At 51.5% G+C, this 15,736-nt stretch carries 14 protein-coding genes; 13 read left to right on the top strand and 1 reads right to left on the bottom strand.

Annotated features, from left to right (window positions below; all coding sequences use genetic code 11):
- Positions 1-24: 24 nt before the first annotated feature.
- The 9 genes from recJ (at position 25) to K7P76_RS28140 (ending at position 11,351) form a co-directional block, all read left to right on the top strand.
- Positions 25-2,457, top strand: coding sequence for a single-stranded-DNA-specific exonuclease RecJ (recJ, locus tag K7P76_RS28180; RefSeq protein ID WP_232189407.1), 2,433 nt, complete (start codon positions 25-27; stop codon positions 2,455-2,457).
- Positions 2,458-2,536: 79 nt separating this feature from the next.
- A complete protein-coding gene (locus tag K7P76_RS28175) occupies positions 2,537-3,049 on the top strand; it encodes an adenine phosphoribosyltransferase (RefSeq protein ID WP_232189406.1) in 513 nt (170 codons plus the stop codon).
- A gap of 209 nt (positions 3,050-3,258) precedes the next feature.
- A complete protein-coding gene (locus tag K7P76_RS28170) occupies positions 3,259-5,457 on the top strand; it encodes a RelA/SpoT family protein (RefSeq protein WP_232189430.1) in 2,199 nt (732 codons plus the stop codon).
- Between the two features lie 29 nt (positions 5,458-5,486).
- Positions 5,487-5,933, top strand: coding sequence for a D-aminoacyl-tRNA deacylase (gene dtd, locus K7P76_RS28165; protein ID WP_232189405.1), 447 nt, complete (start codon positions 5,487-5,489; stop codon positions 5,931-5,933).
- Positions 5,934-5,994: 61 nt separating this feature from the next.
- Positions 5,995-6,177, top strand: a complete 183-nt coding sequence (locus K7P76_RS28160; protein WP_232189404.1) for a hypothetical protein — start codon at positions 5,995-5,997, stop codon at positions 6,175-6,177.
- A gap of 627 nt (positions 6,178-6,804) precedes the next feature.
- Positions 6,805-8,088, top strand: coding sequence for a histidine--tRNA ligase (hisS, locus tag K7P76_RS28155; protein WP_232189403.1), 1,284 nt, complete (start codon positions 6,805-6,807; stop codon positions 8,086-8,088).
- The gene (aspS, locus tag K7P76_RS28150; protein ID WP_232189402.1) at positions 8,085-9,929 is read left to right on the top strand and encodes an aspartate--tRNA ligase; all 1,845 of its coding nucleotides are present in this window, start codon (positions 8,085-8,087) and stop codon (positions 9,927-9,929) included. The genes hisS and aspS overlap by 4 nt, the downstream gene beginning before the upstream one ends.
- A 20-nt stretch (positions 9,930-9,949) precedes the next feature.
- On the top strand, positions 9,950-10,708 hold the full coding sequence (locus K7P76_RS28145; protein WP_232189401.1) for a tRNA threonylcarbamoyladenosine dehydratase: 759 nt from the start codon (positions 9,950-9,952) through the stop codon (positions 10,706-10,708).
- A complete protein-coding gene (locus K7P76_RS28140; protein WP_232189400.1) occupies positions 10,701-11,351 on the top strand; it encodes a YdeI/OmpD-associated family protein in 651 nt (216 codons plus the stop codon). The genes K7P76_RS28145 and K7P76_RS28140 overlap by 8 nt, the downstream gene beginning before the upstream one ends.
- A gap of 75 nt (positions 11,352-11,426) precedes the next feature.
- On the opposite strand, the gene K7P76_RS28135 is transcribed toward K7P76_RS28140, so the two are convergent.
- Positions 11,427-12,083 (bottom strand): YwrJ family protein, encoded by a 657-nt coding sequence (locus K7P76_RS28135; RefSeq protein ID WP_232189399.1) that lies wholly within the window; start codon positions 12,081-12,083, stop codon positions 11,427-11,429.
- 311 nt (positions 12,084-12,394) lie between these two features.
- Here K7P76_RS28135 and K7P76_RS28130 point away from each other — a divergent pair, with 311 nt between their 5' ends.
- The 4 genes from K7P76_RS28130 (at position 12,395) to K7P76_RS28115 (ending at position 15,479) form a co-directional block, all read left to right on the top strand.
- Positions 12,395-12,532: a hypothetical protein gene (locus tag K7P76_RS28130; protein ID WP_232189398.1), complete on the top strand. Its 138-nt coding sequence runs from the start codon at positions 12,395-12,397 to the stop codon at positions 12,530-12,532.
- 66 nt (positions 12,533-12,598) lie between these two features.
- A complete protein-coding gene (locus tag K7P76_RS28125) occupies positions 12,599-12,931 on the top strand; it encodes a hypothetical protein (protein ID WP_232189397.1) in 333 nt (110 codons plus the stop codon).
- 90 nt (positions 12,932-13,021) lie between these two features.
- Positions 13,022-14,077 carry a CotH kinase family protein gene (locus tag K7P76_RS28120; RefSeq protein WP_232189396.1) on the top strand — a complete coding sequence of 352 codons (1,056 nt, stop codon included), beginning with the start codon at positions 13,022-13,024 and terminating at the stop codon, positions 14,075-14,077.
- An 88-nt stretch (positions 14,078-14,165) separates the two neighbouring features.
- The gene (locus K7P76_RS28115) at positions 14,166-15,479 is read left to right on the top strand and encodes a replication-associated recombination protein A (RefSeq protein WP_232189395.1); all 1,314 of its coding nucleotides are present in this window, start codon (positions 14,166-14,168) and stop codon (positions 15,477-15,479) included.
- The last annotated feature ends 257 nt before the right edge of the window (positions 15,480-15,736 follow it).

The raw sequence follows: 15,736 nt of genomic DNA, 5'->3' as shown, positions 1-15,736 counted from the left end.
TCCGGATGGGGAAGGGAGCATCATATGATCAAGTCTAAATACAGATGGGATCTGCCTTCGCTCGACGAAGAGCAAGTCGCGGCGCTTATGAAAGGTTTGAACGTAAGCCGTCTTGCGGCAGGCGTATTGTCAGCCCGGGGCTGGTCTTCTCTGGAGCAAACGTCGGCATTTTTGGAAGCGGACGCGTGGCAACTGCTGGACCCGTTCGAGATGAAGGGGATGAAGGAAGCCGTAGGCCGCATTTCTTATGCTATAACAAGCGGAGAACGAATTCGCGTTTACGGCGACTATGATGCGGATGGCGTAAGCTCTACCGCATTGATGATTCGTTTGCTTACTGAGCTGGGCGCGAATTTCGATACATACATCCCGCATAGGAGCCGCGAGGGATATGGACTCAACCTTGGAGCGATCGATAAGGCCGCGGAAGCGGGGGTTAACCTGCTTATTACGGTAGATAACGGAATAAGCGCGGTGGATCAAATCGCATATGCTGCGCAACAAGGAATCGATGTCGTTGTAACCGATCATCACGAGCCTCCGGAGGTGTTGCCGGAAGCAGCGGCTCTCGTAAATCCCAAACAAAAGGATTGTCCGTATCCCTTTAAGGGACTCTGCGGAGCGGGTGTCGTTTTCAAACTCGCGCATGCCATGTTAGGCCGACCCGTTCTTGAATATGCCGACTTGGCGGCTATCGGCACAATCGCGGACCTCATGCCTCTAACGGGGGAGAATCGAGTTATCGCGCGCCTTGGCTTGGAGCAAATGCGACGATCGCCCATTGTCGGAATCCGCGCGCTCGCTAAAGTGTCCGGAGTCAAACCCGAGGATCTGACCAGCGGACGCATTGGCTTTTCTTTGGCCCCAAGACTAAATGCGGGCGGACGGTTAGACCATGCAGATAGAGCGGTAAAGCTGCTCGCGGCGGTCGCGGAAGAAGAAGCTGAGCTGCTGGCGAACGAATTGGACGGATTGAACGTTGAGCGCCAAGAGTTGGTTGAGCAGACGGTTATCGAAGCGGATTCCATGTGGCAGAGCTGCTGCTCGGCTGCGGGCGATAGACCGATGAATGTGATCGTACTCGCGAAAGCGGGCTGGAATGCGGGGATTGCCGGGCTCGTCGCATCCAAGCTGGTGGAGCGATACTATCAGCCTGTCATCATTCTGGCAACCGATTCGGAAACGGGGTTATGCAAAGGATCGGCGCGATCGATTGACGGTTTTGATCTGTATGCCGCTCTAACGGAATGCACGGATTTGATGGAGCATTACGGCGGCCATCAAGCGGCCGCGGGTATGACAATTAGCCAGGACAAATTAGGGGAGCTGAGCGAACGTCTCCACATATTGGCGGATCAATGGCTGAGCGCGGAACATTGGCAGCCGAAGCGTCGGGTCGATCTCAGCATTTCCCTTCAGGACATTACGCTCAAAGCCATTGAACAATTGGCCCGATTGGAACCTTTCGGCAACGGAAATCCGACTCCGCGTATCGTTATTCAAGATGTTTTAATTCGCGAGAGCCGGACGATGGGCAAAGAAAGCAAACATTTGCGCATTACGATAGAGCAAGCCGGTCAGACGATCGAAGCTGTTGGATTCGGCATGGGCGAGTACAGGGATCGTTTGGCACCGGGAATTCGCGTCGATTTGCTCGGCGAACTATCGGTCAATGAATGGAACGGAAACCGGAAAGCCCAGCTTATGTTCCAGGATTTTCGATCTCAGCACCTTCAATTGAATGATAGGCGCAAAGAACGCAATTGGTGGCCTGCCGTGGAGAGTCTCGTTATGAATCAGCCCTCCGGTTTGGTCATAGGCTGTGCTTCGACGGCTCTATTAAGGGAAGCGACTTCTAGATTCGGACATGCCGAAATCCCGATAAGCTTATACACGGATAGTTGGATCGATATTCGTACCGTCACGCAAACAGCCGCATCATCGGAGCTCCGTGCAAATCCGCTAAGCGATTGGCGCCATTTGATTATGCTAGGTTTCCCCGCAAACGACCAGGAAGTTAGGACGCTGAAACAATGGCTTGCTCCCGAAAGAGGAGGAGAGGTCGTCACTTTATTCCATGAAGTCGGGGATGCACGCCAGGCTGGCGACATTGTTCCGGCTTTCCCGGAGCGCAAACATTTTGCCGAAATTTATGGAATGTGCCGCAAGCGGGGAGCTTGGCTCGATAGTCCGGAAGGGTTCGTCCAGGAAACGGCTTCCCTAACCGGATGGCCTTTGTCCACCTTACGGATGGTGCACGAAGTATTCATAGAACTTGGTTTTATAGCCGCGGACGGAGCATCGCGCAAGATCGTTGCCGAGCCGCCGCGCAGGGAATTAGACGATTCTACGCGATATCGTAAAGCCCGTGAACAGTTCGATGGATTGAGATTGGCGCACATGACGACAGAAGAGCTCCACCTTTGGTTTTCGGCATGCCATTCTACGTCGGTGTAAAATCGTCCGATTTGGTAGCCAAGAGACGGGGAAAAAGTGTATAATGCTGTTCGTGATACAGAAAAGGAGCATGATATCCATGGATTTCAAAGACTATATCCGGGTTATTCCCGATTTTCCGCAGCCGGGCATTCGGTTTAAGGATATTACGACGCTGCTTAAAGACGGGGCTGCATATCGCGCAGCTATCGACGCTTTGAAAGAGCTTGTTAAAGACAAAGAGATCGATCTCATCGCGGGGCCTGAAGCTCGCGGCTTCGTCATCGGTGCTCCGCTGGCGCTTGCGCTTGGAATTGGCTTCGTTCCGATTCGCAAGAGCGGGAAGTTGCCGGGAAATACGGTGGAAGCCGCTTATGACCTCGAATACGGCAAAGACAAACTTGCTATCCACAGCGACTCCATCAAGCCCGGGCAAAAGGTGCTGATCGCCGACGATCTGCTTGCGACAGGCGGAACGATCGCAACCTCGATCGATCTGATTACCCAACTCGGAGGCGAGATCGTGGGCGCCGCGTTCTTGATCGAGCTTAGCTATTTGACGGGCCGCGAGAAATTGTCGGGAATCGACGTCGTTTCCCTTGTCACTTACTAGAACAATGTCGCTTAGTTGATTTGAATAGAAGCTCATACATGAACAGGACGCTCATGCAGTCAAACGACTGTCGGGAGGTCCTGTTTTTTTGCCCGGGGTGTTACTCCTATCGTACCAAGGTTGACGTTTCCCGCCGCTAAGAGGCATAATGGTAGCAATAACTTCAGGGGAAACTCCCGGTGTATGGCGCCGGCGGAAAGGAATTCGGCATGGGCATGGAGCTACTTCTCGAGAAAGCAACTACGTATATGAAAGAGCAAGATTTGCAAAAAATCCGGGAAGCTTATGAATTTGCCGAGGAAGCTCATCGCGGTCAGGTTCGTAAATCCGGTGAACCTTATATTTTACACCCCGTGGCCGTTGCCGAAATTTGCATGGGTATGCAGATGGATGTCGTTACGGTTATGGCAGCTTTGCTTCATGATGTTGTCGAAGACACGAACGTAACGGTCGACGATTTGCGCAGCCGCTTCGGCGAAACGTTAGCCGGCCTTGTCGATGGTTTGACGAAGCTGGAACGAATTCAATTCCAATCCAAAGAAGAGCAGCAGAACGAAAATTATCGCAAAATGTTCGTAGCCATGGCTAACGATATCCGAGTTATTCTCATTAAATTGGCCGACCGCCTGCACAATATGCGCACGCTTAAGTTCCAATCGGAGGAAAGCCAGCGCCGCATCGCGCATGAGACGCTAGAAATTTTCTGCCCGATCGCTCACAGGCTCGGAATTAGCGCGATAAAGTGGGAAATGGAGGATATCGCGCTTCGTTTTCTCAATCCGCAGCAATACTACCGGATCGCCCACCTGATGAAGATGAAACGGACGGAACGGGAGCAGCACATTACCGAGTTGATCGATCGAATTCGGGAGAAGCTCGAGGAAATGGGCATTCAAGGAGATATTTCCGGAAGGCCGAAACATATTTACAGCGTTTATAAAAAAATGTCGAGCCGCAACAAGCAATTTAACGAAATTTACGATCTGTTGGCCATCCGCATTCTCGTGGATAACGTCAAGGATTGTTATGCGACGCTTGGCATCATTCATACGTTATGGAAGCCTATGCCGGGACGGTTTAAGGACTATATCGCCATGCCTAAAGCGAACATGTACCAGTCCTTGCATACGACTATCGTAGGCTCGACGGGGGAACCGACCGAAGTGCAAATCCGAACTTGGGATATGCACAGGACGAGCGAAATCGGAATCGCCGCGCATTGGGCTTACAAGGATGGCAACAACGCCGGAGTAGCGCCGGGCAGCTTCGGGGACAAGATGAATTGGTTCCGCGAAATCATCGAGCTGCAGCAGGAAACCCGGGATGCGGCAGAGTTCATGGAATCGCTGAAAATGGACTTTTTCACCGATCTCGTATTCGTGTTTACGCCGAAAGGCGAAGTGTTCGAGCTGCCTGCGGGATCCGTCCCGCTTGATTTCGCGTTCCGCGTTCATACCGAAGTCGGCAATCGAACGATTGGCGCGAAGGTTAACGGTCGCATAGTTCCGCTTGACCATAAGCTCAAAACCGGCGATATCGTCGAGATTCTTACTTCTAAGCACTCCTATGGGCCGAGTCAAGATTGGTTGAAAATTGCGCAGTCTTCGCACGCTAGAAGCAAAATTCGCCAATGGTTCAAGAAGGAGCAGCGAGAAGAGAGCGTAGATAAAGGCAAGGAGCTGCTGGAGCGCGAGCTGAAGCGGCTTGGCTTAGAGCCTCATGAATGGATGACGGAAGATAAGCTCCAGGAAGCGGCGAAAAAATTCACGTTCAATGACATGGAAGACATGATGTCGGCCATCGGTTTCGGCGGAATAACGGCTGCTCAAATCTGTACGAAGCTGACGGAGAAACTGCGCAAGGAAGCCGAAGAAGCGCAGCAAATTCAGCTGACCGCAGAAGTGAAGGAAATGAAGGCTCCATCAACAACCGCATCCGCAGAGCGCAGGAATAAGGCAGCCGGCGTAAGCGTTAAAGGCGTCGATAATCTGCTCGTTCGATTCGCCCGTTGCTGCAATCCGGTACCCGGTGACGATATCATCGGGTATATTACGCGCGGACGCGGTGTTTCAGTCCATCGGACGGATTGTCCTAATATTCCGACGGCGGAAGACGGAGAAGAAGCCGCTCGCGTTATTGAAGTAGATTGGGAATCAGCGGTCGAGTCCAATTACAGCGTCGAGATCGAGATTCTGGGACATGACCGGCGCGGCCTGTTAAATGAAGTGCTGCAAGCCGTCTCGGAGAGCAAGACGAACATCTCCGCCGTATCCGGACGTTCCGATAAGAACAAGATGGCGATCATGCACATGACCATCCTTATTCGCAATAAGGATCATTTACAATCGGTTGTTGATAAAATCAAGCGCGTTAAAGATATTTTTTCCGTGCAACGGATGATGCAATGATAGAACGGAGCAAGTACGGAGGGTAAGAAATGAAAGTCGTATTGCAGCGGGTGTCCGAAGCCCGAGTTACGGTCGATGGGGAAGTTATGGGTGAAATCGGCAAAGGTTTAATGCTGCTGGTCGGCATTGGACAAGAGGACGAAGAGTCGGATTGGGTTTGGATGGCGGACAAGCTGACTGGCTTGCGAATCTTCGAAGACGAAGCGGGGAAAATGAACCTGTCGGTAGAAGATGTTAACGGAGCTATCTTATCGGTATCTCAGTTTACGCTTTATGGAGATTGCCGCAAAGGGAAAAGGCCGAATTTCATGGCAGCGGCAAAGCCGGAGCTTGCGGAATCGCTTTACGATCGGTTCAACGAGCGTTTGCGAGAACGCGGATTGCTAGTGGAAACCGGACGATTCGGGGCGATGATGGATGTCTTTCTCGTGAACGACGGACCTGTCACGCTAATATTGGATAGCCGGAACGGTTGAAATTGCCGCGATGCGGGAACAATACATGTCGAACCCTTTGCAATCAAGAAAGGATGTCGACATGAGACAATCTCGCAAGGAAGCGAACATGGAATGGATGATGCGGGAAGGCTTAATGCCGGAACGCCGGGAAGCGATGGCTATAGCGAGTCGAATTCGGAATGAGTTTGCCGATGAACTTGGGACGAATTCCTCTGCTGGAGCCGCTCACGGGAGACGTCACCCGCCAGTCGGGCGGGGCTAGTCGAATCTATATCTTTAAAGGCGGCCGATTGTTCGATTGAACGGTCGCTTTGTCGTTTAAGGAGCCGAATATGCGGCATATCTCCCTCTCGGTAACGCTTACTTTTTTGTAATGAAACTGTAATCTCTTTATCATCGCTTCTTAAAGTAAATGGACTAATCTATAGACGACCCCCTTTTTCAATATATTTTTAGATGAACCTGCCGATACGTCGGCAGGTTATTTTCTTGACATGCCTGGGGCAACATATTACAATTAGAAACAATTGAAATTTGCCTTAGATTCTAAGACGGGAAACAGTACTCCAACCCCACACCCCCAGAGAGGAAAGCCTTCAGGCTGCAAGCTTTCCGGTGATGATTGGACGAACGACATCCTTGAGAACCTGATGTGAACGACGCCAGCTGAATTCGATAAGCTGGGAGTCTGCTAGCATTAAGGCGTAGCCGGGCGTTAACCGGATGAAGCGCAAGCTGTTGTCGAGATATTCCGATGAATGGAATGAACGACACCGGTTTGAATGACGGGTGGCACCGCGGGAGCATGTAGATAACGCTCTCGTCCCTGACGATCTTCGGATCGTTATGGGACGGGAGCTTTTTATTGTCTGAAGAAGGAGTGAATGGAATGGGTTTTCAGAAACCGCCCGGAACGCAGGATATATTGCCAGGCAATTCGGAATTATGGCAATTCGTAGAGAAGACGGCGAGAGACTTGTGCCGCCGTTACCGCTTCAATGAAATCAGAACCCCGATATTCGAAGCGACGGAATTGTTCAAACGCGGGGTCGGTGAAACGACGGATATCGTAGAGAAGGAAATGTATACGTTCGAGGATCGCGGCAAACGCAGTATGACGCTTCGGCCGGAAGGTACCGCCGGCGTCGTACGGGCATACGTCGAGAACAAACTGTTCGGCGAGCCAGACCTCACCAAACTGTATTACATCGGTCCTATGTTCCGGTACGAGAGAGCTCAAGCGGGGAGATATCGGCAATTTCACCAATTCGGCATCGAAGCGATCGGATCGTCGGATCCGGCTTTGGATGCGGAGGTTATCGCTTTAGGATACTCCTTCTATCGAGAACTTGGCCTGACCGGAGTAACCGTGGATTTGAACTCCGTCGGTACGCCTGCCGTTAGGGCCGTTTTCCGGGAAAAGCTGCTTGCTTTCTTGCTCCCGATGAAGGATTCGCTGTGCAAGGATTGTCAGTCGCGCATCGAACGCAATCCGCTAAGGGTGCTTGATTGCAAAGTCGATCAAGACAAGTTTACGAACGCGCCGTCGATAATAGACAGTTTGGACGAAGAGTGTACCGTTCACTTCGCGCGGGTCAAGGAATGTTTGGACGAAATGGATATACCGTATAACCTCAACTCCCGGTTAGTTCGCGGGTTGGATTATTATACGCATACCGCATTTGAATATAAAGCCCAAGGTATCGGAGCCATCGATACGATTGGCGGCGGCGGGCGCTATAATGGGCTCGTTGCGGAAGTCGGCGGAGACGATCAACCGGGAGTAGGTCTTGGACTTGGTCTGGAAAGAACGCTCCTGCTGCTTGAAAGCCAAGGCCTGAAGCCTAATCTGGATAACGGGGCGGATGTCTATATCGTCGCGTTAGGAGAACGGGCGGAGAAGGCAATACCTGCGCTGCTTCAGCAGCTTCGCAATGCCGGCCTGTCGGCAGAACGCGACTATCTGGGACGCAAGACGAAAGCCCAATTCAAAGCGGCCGAGCGTAACCGCGCCCGATTCGCGGCCGTACTCGGCGACGATGAGCTGGATCGCGGGGAAATTTCTTTAAGAGGGATGACATCCGGCGAACAGCAGGCGGTAAAGCTGGAAAATCTGGCAGAAGCGATACACACATTCATTTCCATAGAGGAAAAGGGGAACAACAACTCATGATGCTCAAAAACATCGATTGCGGTAAATTGTCCAAAGAAAATGTCGGCCAAACGGTCGTCCTGAACGGTTGGGTGCAAGGCTGGCGCGACTTCGGAGGTATTCTCTTTATTGACCTTCGAGACCGTACGGGTATCGTGCAAATCGTCTTTAACCCGGAATTTTCCGGCCAAGCGCTTGAGCTCGGCAGCCGTGCGCGGAATGAATACGTGCTTGCGGTTAAAGGTAAAATCGTCGAACGCGATGCAGCGACGTTTAATCCGAACCTTGCTACCGGCGAAATTGAAGTGCAGGTGCAGGAAGTGGAAATCATCAATGCCGCGAAAACTCCTCCGTTCCCGATCGAAGACGGCGTGGAAGTGGATGAATCTCTTCGCCTGAAGTATCGTTACCTGGATTTGCGCCGTCCGGAAATGCAGAAAACGCTTCTGCTTCGTTCCAAAGCGACTAAAGTGTTCCGCGATTTCCTGGACGACAACGGATTCATCGATGTAGAAACTCCAATATTGACTAAGAGCACGCCGGAAGGCGCACGCGATTATTTGGTACCGAGCCGGGTTCATCCGGGCGAGTTCTTCGCCTTGCCGCAATCTCCTCAGCTGTTCAAGCAACTGCTCATGATTGGCGGCTTGGAGCGTTATTACCAAGTGGCGCGTTGCTTCCGCGACGAAGATCTTCGCGCGGATCGCCAGCCTGAATTCACGCAAATCGACATCGAGACATCGTTCCTGTCCCAGGACCAATTGCTCAGCATGATGGAAGACCTGATGGCCAGATTGTTCCGCGAGATGGTCGGGGTCGAAATCCCGACGCCGTTCCAACGTTTGACTTACCATGACGCCATTCACAAATATGGTTCCGATAAGCCGGATTTGCGTTTCGGACTTGAGATCGAAGATGTCACGGATATCGTGAAGGAAAGCGAAGTGAAGGTATTCGCTTCCGTTGCTGCTTCCGGCGGCGTCGTGAAAGCGTTGAATGCCAAAGGCTGCGCAAGCTGGAGCCGGAAAGAGCTAGACGATCTCCAACTGTTCGCGGCTCGTTACGGCGGTAAGGGCATTGCCTGGATCACCGTGAAAGACGGAGAATGGCGCGGCCCGATCGTGAAATTTTTCAAGCCGGAAGAAATCGCGGCATTGACCGAACGCCTGAACGTTGAAGAAGGCGACTTGCTTACGTTCTCCGCTGACAAGCTGAAGACTGCCGCTGATGTTATGGGCAATCTGCGCGTTAAAGTGGGCAAGGAGCTCGGTCTTATCGACAACAAAGCATATAAATTTCTGTGGGTCGTTGATTTTCCTCTGCTCGGTTGGGATGAGGAGGGCAAACGTTTCGTTGCGGAGCACCATCCGTTCACTCGTCCAAGCGATGACGATCTTCCGTTGTTCGATACCGATCCGGGTGCGATTCGGGCACAAGCTTATGATATCGTCCTTAACGGATACGAAGTCGGCGGCGGTTCTATGCGGATCTACCGTCGCGATGTACAGGAGAAGATGTTCCAGGCACTCGGCTTCTCAGCCGAGGAAGCCCAAGAGAAATTCGGATTTTTCCTCGATGCGTTCGAGTATGGGACGCCTCCGCATGGCGGCATCGCATTCGGTTTGGATCGCTTGATCATGCTGCTTGCCGGCCGCACGAACTTGCGCGAGACGATCGCGTTCCCGAAAACCGCAAGCGCTACGGATTTGCTCTGCGATGCGCCTTCAGTTGTCGTAGAACGTCAATTGGACGACTTGCATATCCGTCTATCGGCCAAAGCTATTGCCGCGCAAACGAAAAGCGCCGCGGCTGCCGAAGGCAAAGCGGAAACAACTGAGCCTGCCGTTCAAAGCCAAGGCTAAACAAAGGAGCGAGCGTACCGATGTTGCATCAATTCTCCAGAACGGAATTGGCCATCGGGCCGGAGGGACTGGAGCTGCTCAAGGGTAGCACCGTCGCCGTGCTCGGCATTGGCGGAGTCGGCGGGATCGCCGCCGAGGCTTTAGCGCGATCGGGCATCGGCCGAATCGTCCTGATCGACAAGGACATTGTCGACATTACGAATATTAACCGTCAAATTCACGCGCTCACGACAACGGTCGGTCAGCCTAAAGCGGATTTGATGAGAGACCGCATCAAATTGATCAATCCGGAGTGCGACGTTATCTCGCTCAGGATGTTCTATACGGAGGAAACGTATGAAGAGCTGTTCAAGTATCCACTCGATTACGTAGTCGATGCTTCGGATACGATATCCTATAAGATCCATCTCATTAAGCAATGTTTGGAGCGCCAAATTCCGATTATCTCGAGCATGGGGGCAGCGAACAAAACGGATCCGACCCGTTTCCAGGTTGCGGATATTTCCAAGACGACCGTTGATCCGATCGCCCGCGTCATCCGCAAGAAGCTGCGGAACGAAGGGATCAAAAGAGGCGTTCAAGTCGTTTTCTCCACAGAACTGCCGATTAAGCCGAGAGAAGACGTCACGGAGCGTATCGTTCCGGATACCGCGCCGGATATCCGCAAAGCGCAGCAGCCGCCGTCCAGCAATGCTTTCGTTCCTCCGGTCGCCGGCTTGATTATGGTCAGCGTTGTGTTCAAAGAACTTCTAGTTAAGGTGGATAAACCTTATGGATGATGCATTAGTCAAGAAGCTGAAGGTGCCGCAAGCGGGTAAAGTGGCTGTCATTAATGCTCCGGAAGGATTTCTTGAGCTGATTGGCAGAACCGAAGAGGATACACGGGCGGCGGAAAGCGAATACGGCTCATACGACTACGTGCAAATGTTCGCCACGGGAGTTGCTGACGTGGAGAAATGGGCCCCCTTGGCACTTCAAGCCGTAAAACCCGATGGATGGCTATGGCTTAGTTATCCTAAAGGAACGTCTAAGATCAAGACGGACCTGAACAGGGATCGGGGCTGGTCGGTCGTTCAAGCGGCAGGCTGGGAGGGCGTTGCTCTCGTCTCCGTGGACGACACATGGTCGGCCATGCGGTACCGTCCCTTAGGTGCTGCAGGTAAACCTCGCGTAACCCCCGCCGAGCGCCGCGCTGCAGGTATCGAGCCCGCTGCGCCGTTAGAAACGCCGGACGATTTGCAGAAAGCGCTGGATGCGAATCCGACAGCGTCCGCTTCCTTCGGCAAACTGGCGCCGTCTCACAGAAAAGAGTACATCGGATGGATTCTTGAAGCTAAAAGAGCCGAAACAAGGTCTGCACGTGTATACAAGACGATCGAAAAACTTGAATGCGGGCATAAACGCCCATCGGATAAATCATAAGAAAAAGGCTATCCCAAAGTTGCGTAGACTTAGGATAGCCTTTTTTAATAAGGGGAGGAAGGTACTTATGGGTTATTACGGGCGGTGAATGGTTTTCACGTGATCGAGATGGACAAAAGTACTGGCGCCGTCCACGGTCACCATTTCAATGAGATTGTTGTGGACGGATTTGAGCAAACCGATTTTCTCGGGATGCTCTCCTAAATCCAGAATAACGAATTCGTTCTCGAACTTTTTCAATTGCTGATCGAACGTTCGGGCCAATGATGCCGTCGTCGGATGAACGGGAAATTTTTCTTGATCCAGCGCGTAGGGCGTTGTGTGCGGGTCGTAGGGTACAAGTATTTTAAGATGACGCATCGAAACGTATAGCGACCTGAACATAGGCGAATAGAAGACGAAAAAATCATTCATGATGCTTGTGACGTAACCGTGGACTGTCTGACTGCCGGCAATATACAGCTCTGAGAACATTCCTTTGGCATTAAGCAGCACTTTTCGGTACGACAGGTCCATTGCAGGATCGAGCGGCGGTTCGGGCGGTTCACCGAAATTGGATTCTTGTGGGGGGCAACGGGTCAATTGTTGGATATGGACGAGCGGAACGTATAGAAATTGGATGCCGTTGTGCAGGACAAGAATATCCGTGCCAAGATCAATGAGCCTGCCTTTCACGGGAAGCCGGGTGCCAGAAACGGTCAGAGACACCGATTGGTTCAAATAAGTTTCCATGGGTTCAGCGGAAGCACCTCCTTTGCACTTGTGGGGGAAGTGAGTTTGTAATCTATATTTATGTGTACTCTCGATAAAGAGATACGGTTGGTTGTCCACGTAGACCGTGAAAATTCATGAATACATAGAAGAAAGAAGCCCGTTTTAGCTTCTATACTGCGCTTGTCTCTATCGGTAACCGGCATATCTTCATAGACTGAATGATCATTAATTAGGAGGTGCAACTCAATTGAATATGGAATTGCATGGTAGCTCACATTGCCGCCCTAAACGCTATCACCGCAAATGCAAATGTCGGAGGCCAGTAAAAGGTGGTGGAAATAACGGGGCAGCGCGAATTCCAGAACAACAAAATCAAGATCAGCATCATTCAAGACCGCAAGATGACAGTCGTACCTGGGGTTTCTGGGGTACCTGGGGTAACTGGGGTAACTGGGATAACTGGGTAGGGCAAACCGGGGGTCATAGTAGCAGCGGTAGACATAACAGTAGCGGACATAGCAGCGAACATAACAATGGACACAGAAGTGGACATAACAACGAACACAGCAGCGAACATAGAAGCGGACACAGCAGCGAACACAGAATTGGTCATAACAGCGAACAGAGCAGCGGGCATAGCAGCGGGCATAGCAGCGGGCATAGCAGCGGGCATAGCAGCGGGCATAGCAGCGGGCATAGCAGTGGACACAGAAGTAGACATAGCTGAGGGAAAAGAGGACGCTGTTGTAAAAGAAGGTGCAACTGCAGAAGCAAGAGAGGCAGAAATTGCTCAAGGAAATAAGAGTGAGACGAGGCTTTTCCAGAAGCAGTTAAGCTGCTTGGAGGAAAGCTTCTTTTTTGTCTGAGTCCCCTAGACGAATGCCGTTTCCCCGATAGCGGGGAGTCATACGCTGATTCTGATGAATCGACGCTTCATGAGGAAAGGCGGTAATCTAATGCCTCTGTCGATCAGAGCATTACGGATTAGCGAATCGGCTAGCCGGAAGTTGGAGAAAAACCTTTGGAATGATCTTTATGTTCCGGCCAAGATGACTACCAATGGCCGAACCGTCTCTGTGTTGGTTCGCTATCGGGGCGGACATACCCGAGGTTACCCCAAACGTTCCTATGAGGTCGTTCGTAAAAACCAAGCCTTTCATTATAACGCCGAGTTTGACGATCCTTCGATCATTCGAAACGCGCTTTCGTTTGCTTTCTTTCCGATGATCGGCGTGCCCGCGCCAAGAACAAAACATGTACAACTTATGATCAATGGGCAATCGCTGGGGACTTACCTCGAAATAGAAGGCGTGGAAAGGTTGTTTTTCCGCAGAAGAAAGATCGGAGCATCCTCTTTGTTCTATGCAGTGAACAATCGGGCGGATTTCGGCCTTAACGCACCGGATACGAGCCGTCTGAAGTCATCGCTTCTAGCGGGGTACGAATACCGGTTTGGCCTTTCATCCGAGAAAACTAAATTGAAGTCGTTTATTTATGGGTTAAACGTTCGCAAGGGAGCACAGGCTGAAGCCTTTATCATGTCGCGATTGGACGTTAATAATTATCTGAGTTGGCTGGCTGGGGCAGTTTTAACCGGAAACTATGACGGGTTTGAGCAAAATTACGCGATTTATCGAAGCAGGCAAACTGGCAAGCTTCGGATGATTCCTTGGGACTACGAAGGCACGTGGGGCCGTAATTGCTATGGTAAGCTTGTGGACAGTAACTTGGTTTCCGTTTCCGGTTATAATTTTTTAACGCGCAGGATGCTACAATTCTCATCCTTCCGCAATCAATACGAAACCATTTTGCGGAATGCATTGAACGGTCCTTTTACGGAAAACAGATTAATGCCCCTAGTGGAAAGAATGATTAGCCAAGTTGCCCCTGAGCTAAGGGAGGATACAACTCGCAGATTTTCCTATGGCGAATTTCTGGTCGAACCTAGCGTAATCCGCCAATATATTCGGGAACGAAGAGCGATTGTAAGCGCCGAACTGCAAAATCTATAATGTTCACAAACCGAACGCCAGTTCTTATAATCTTCCTGTTTGCCAGTCTTTCTGCTATGATAGGAGGAGAAGAAGGGCGGGGAAAGACATGGATTTATTCAGCTTCCGCGCGGAATCGGAGCCGCAGGCACGGCTGCTCGCAGATCGGATGCGGCCCGAGACGCTGGAACAATATATCGGCCAGGAGCATCTCATCGGTCAGGGAAAGCTGCTGCGGCGGGCAATTGAAGGGGACGTTGTTTCTTCCATTTTGTTGTTCGGACCGCCGGGATGCGGCAAAACGACTTTAGCCCATATCATCTCCAAGCAAACCAAAGGAGATTTCGTTCGATTAAATGCGGTTGACGCGTCGGTCAAAGACGTGCGCGAGGTCATTGAGCAGGCGGAAAACAATAAAAGCCTGTACGGCCGCAAAACGATCCTTTTTCTGGACGAAGTACACCGGTTTAACAGCGCTCGCCAAGATGCTCTACTTCCCGCCGTTGAGCGCGGGATTATTATATTCATCGGGGCAACGACGGAAAATCCGTTCCACTCCGTAAACGGGGCCTTATTGTCCCGCTCGACGCTTTTCCGGCTAGAGCCGCTTACGAAGGAGCATTCCATGATCGCCATGCGCCGGGCGCTGGCCGATTCCTCCAAAGGACTCGGTTTTATGAAGCTATCCGCCGAAGAGTCGGCTTTGGAGCATATCGCTTCTATGGCCAACGGTGATATTCGCCGTGCGCTGACGGCACTTGAGCTCGCAGCGGTTACGACGCCATCGGAACTGGACGGCACCGTCCGTATCACCATGGAGGTCGCGGAGGAGTCCATCCGCCAGCCGACGGTGATCGCGGATGAATCGACGCAGTATGACGTGCTGTCGGCATTTCACAAGAGCATTAGAGGTTCGAGCGACGCTGCGCTCTATTGGTTTTTATATGCGGTAGAGAAGCTTGGGATGGATCCGATGGTATTTCTCCGCCGATTAACGGTCGCTTGCAGCGAAGATATCGGCCTCGCCAACCCGCAGGCCATGGTCCAGGCCGTAAGTGCGATGGAGGCGTATCACCGGATCGGCTGGCCGGAGTCCAAATACATTGTTTCGCAAGCGATCCTGTTCGCAGTGGAAAGTCCTAAATCCAATGCGATTGCCGTTACCATCGGTAAAATCATGCAGTCGTTCGAGACGAGCAAATCCGCCGAAGTACCGATGCACTTAAGGGATGGACATTACAGCGGCGCCAAGAAGCTTGGCCATGTCGGTTACCGTTACCCTCACGATTATCCGGGGCATTACGTGGAGCAGAATTATTTACCGGACAAGCTGGAAGGCGAATCGTTCTATGAAGCAACGGAGCAGGGAATGGAAGATAAAATCAGACAAAACCAACTCAAACGCAGGGCCAAAAAGAAATAATCGTACCGTTCGGAGCACTTAAATCGTTGGAATCGGTTATTTCCAGCCTTTTTGATCGAAAAATCGGCATAGGTGGCAGGCTCAAGCGAATAGAGATGGGTACTACGGCGAATTACGGGGTCATACGTCGTTTGACGGACTGCCCCAAACCGTCTAAGCTATAGAAAAGCGTTTGTGCGAAATAAGATTTCTTTGTATATGATATATTTTTATAAAATAAAGGAGGTGTACCTATCCTCTCAGATTGATGAGGATAG

The organism is Cohnella silvisoli, from assembly GCF_021190915.1.
GTDB classification, from domain to species: Bacteria; Bacillota; Bacilli; order Paenibacillales; family Paenibacillaceae; genus Cohnella; species Cohnella silvisoli.
This window is presented reverse-complemented; position numbering and strand designations above follow the sequence as displayed.

Excerpts from the sequence above, each read along its gene's own strand:
- K7P76_RS28145 (WP_232189401.1), top strand. The coding sequence starts at position 9,950 with ATGTTGCATCAATTCTCCAGAACGGAATTGGCCATCGGGCCGGAGGGA.
- hisS (WP_232189403.1), top strand. The coding sequence starts at position 6,805 with ATGGGTTTTCAGAAACCGCCCGGAACGCAGGATATATTGCCAGGCAAT.
- aspS (WP_232189402.1), top strand. The coding sequence starts at position 8,085 with ATGATGCTCAAAAACATCGATTGCGGTAAATTGTCCAAAGAAAATGTC.
- K7P76_RS28115 (WP_232189395.1), top strand. The coding sequence starts at position 14,166 with ATGGATTTATTCAGCTTCCGCGCGGAATCGGAGCCGCAGGCACGGCTG.
- K7P76_RS28135 (WP_232189399.1), bottom strand. The coding sequence starts at position 12,083 with ATGGAAACTTATTTGAACCAATCGGTGTCTCTGACCGTTTCTGGCACC.
- K7P76_RS28125 (WP_232189397.1), top strand. The coding sequence starts at position 12,599 with ATGGACACAGAAGTGGACATAACAACGAACACAGCAGCGAACATAGAA.
- K7P76_RS28140 (WP_232189400.1), top strand. The coding sequence starts at position 10,701 with ATGGATGATGCATTAGTCAAGAAGCTGAAGGTGCCGCAAGCGGGTAAA.
- K7P76_RS28175 (WP_232189406.1), top strand. The coding sequence starts at position 2,537 with ATGGATTTCAAAGACTATATCCGGGTTATTCCCGATTTTCCGCAGCCG.
- K7P76_RS28120 (WP_232189396.1), top strand. The coding sequence starts at position 13,022 with ATGCCTCTGTCGATCAGAGCATTACGGATTAGCGAATCGGCTAGCCGG.
- recJ (WP_232189407.1), top strand. The coding sequence starts at position 25 with ATGATCAAGTCTAAATACAGATGGGATCTGCCTTCGCTCGACGAAGAG.
- dtd (WP_232189405.1), top strand. The coding sequence starts at position 5,487 with ATGAAAGTCGTATTGCAGCGGGTGTCCGAAGCCCGAGTTACGGTCGAT.
- K7P76_RS28160 (WP_232189404.1), top strand. The coding sequence starts at position 5,995 with ATGAGACAATCTCGCAAGGAAGCGAACATGGAATGGATGATGCGGGAA.
- K7P76_RS28170 (WP_232189430.1), top strand. The coding sequence starts at position 3,259 with ATGGGCATGGAGCTACTTCTCGAGAAAGCAACTACGTATATGAAAGAG.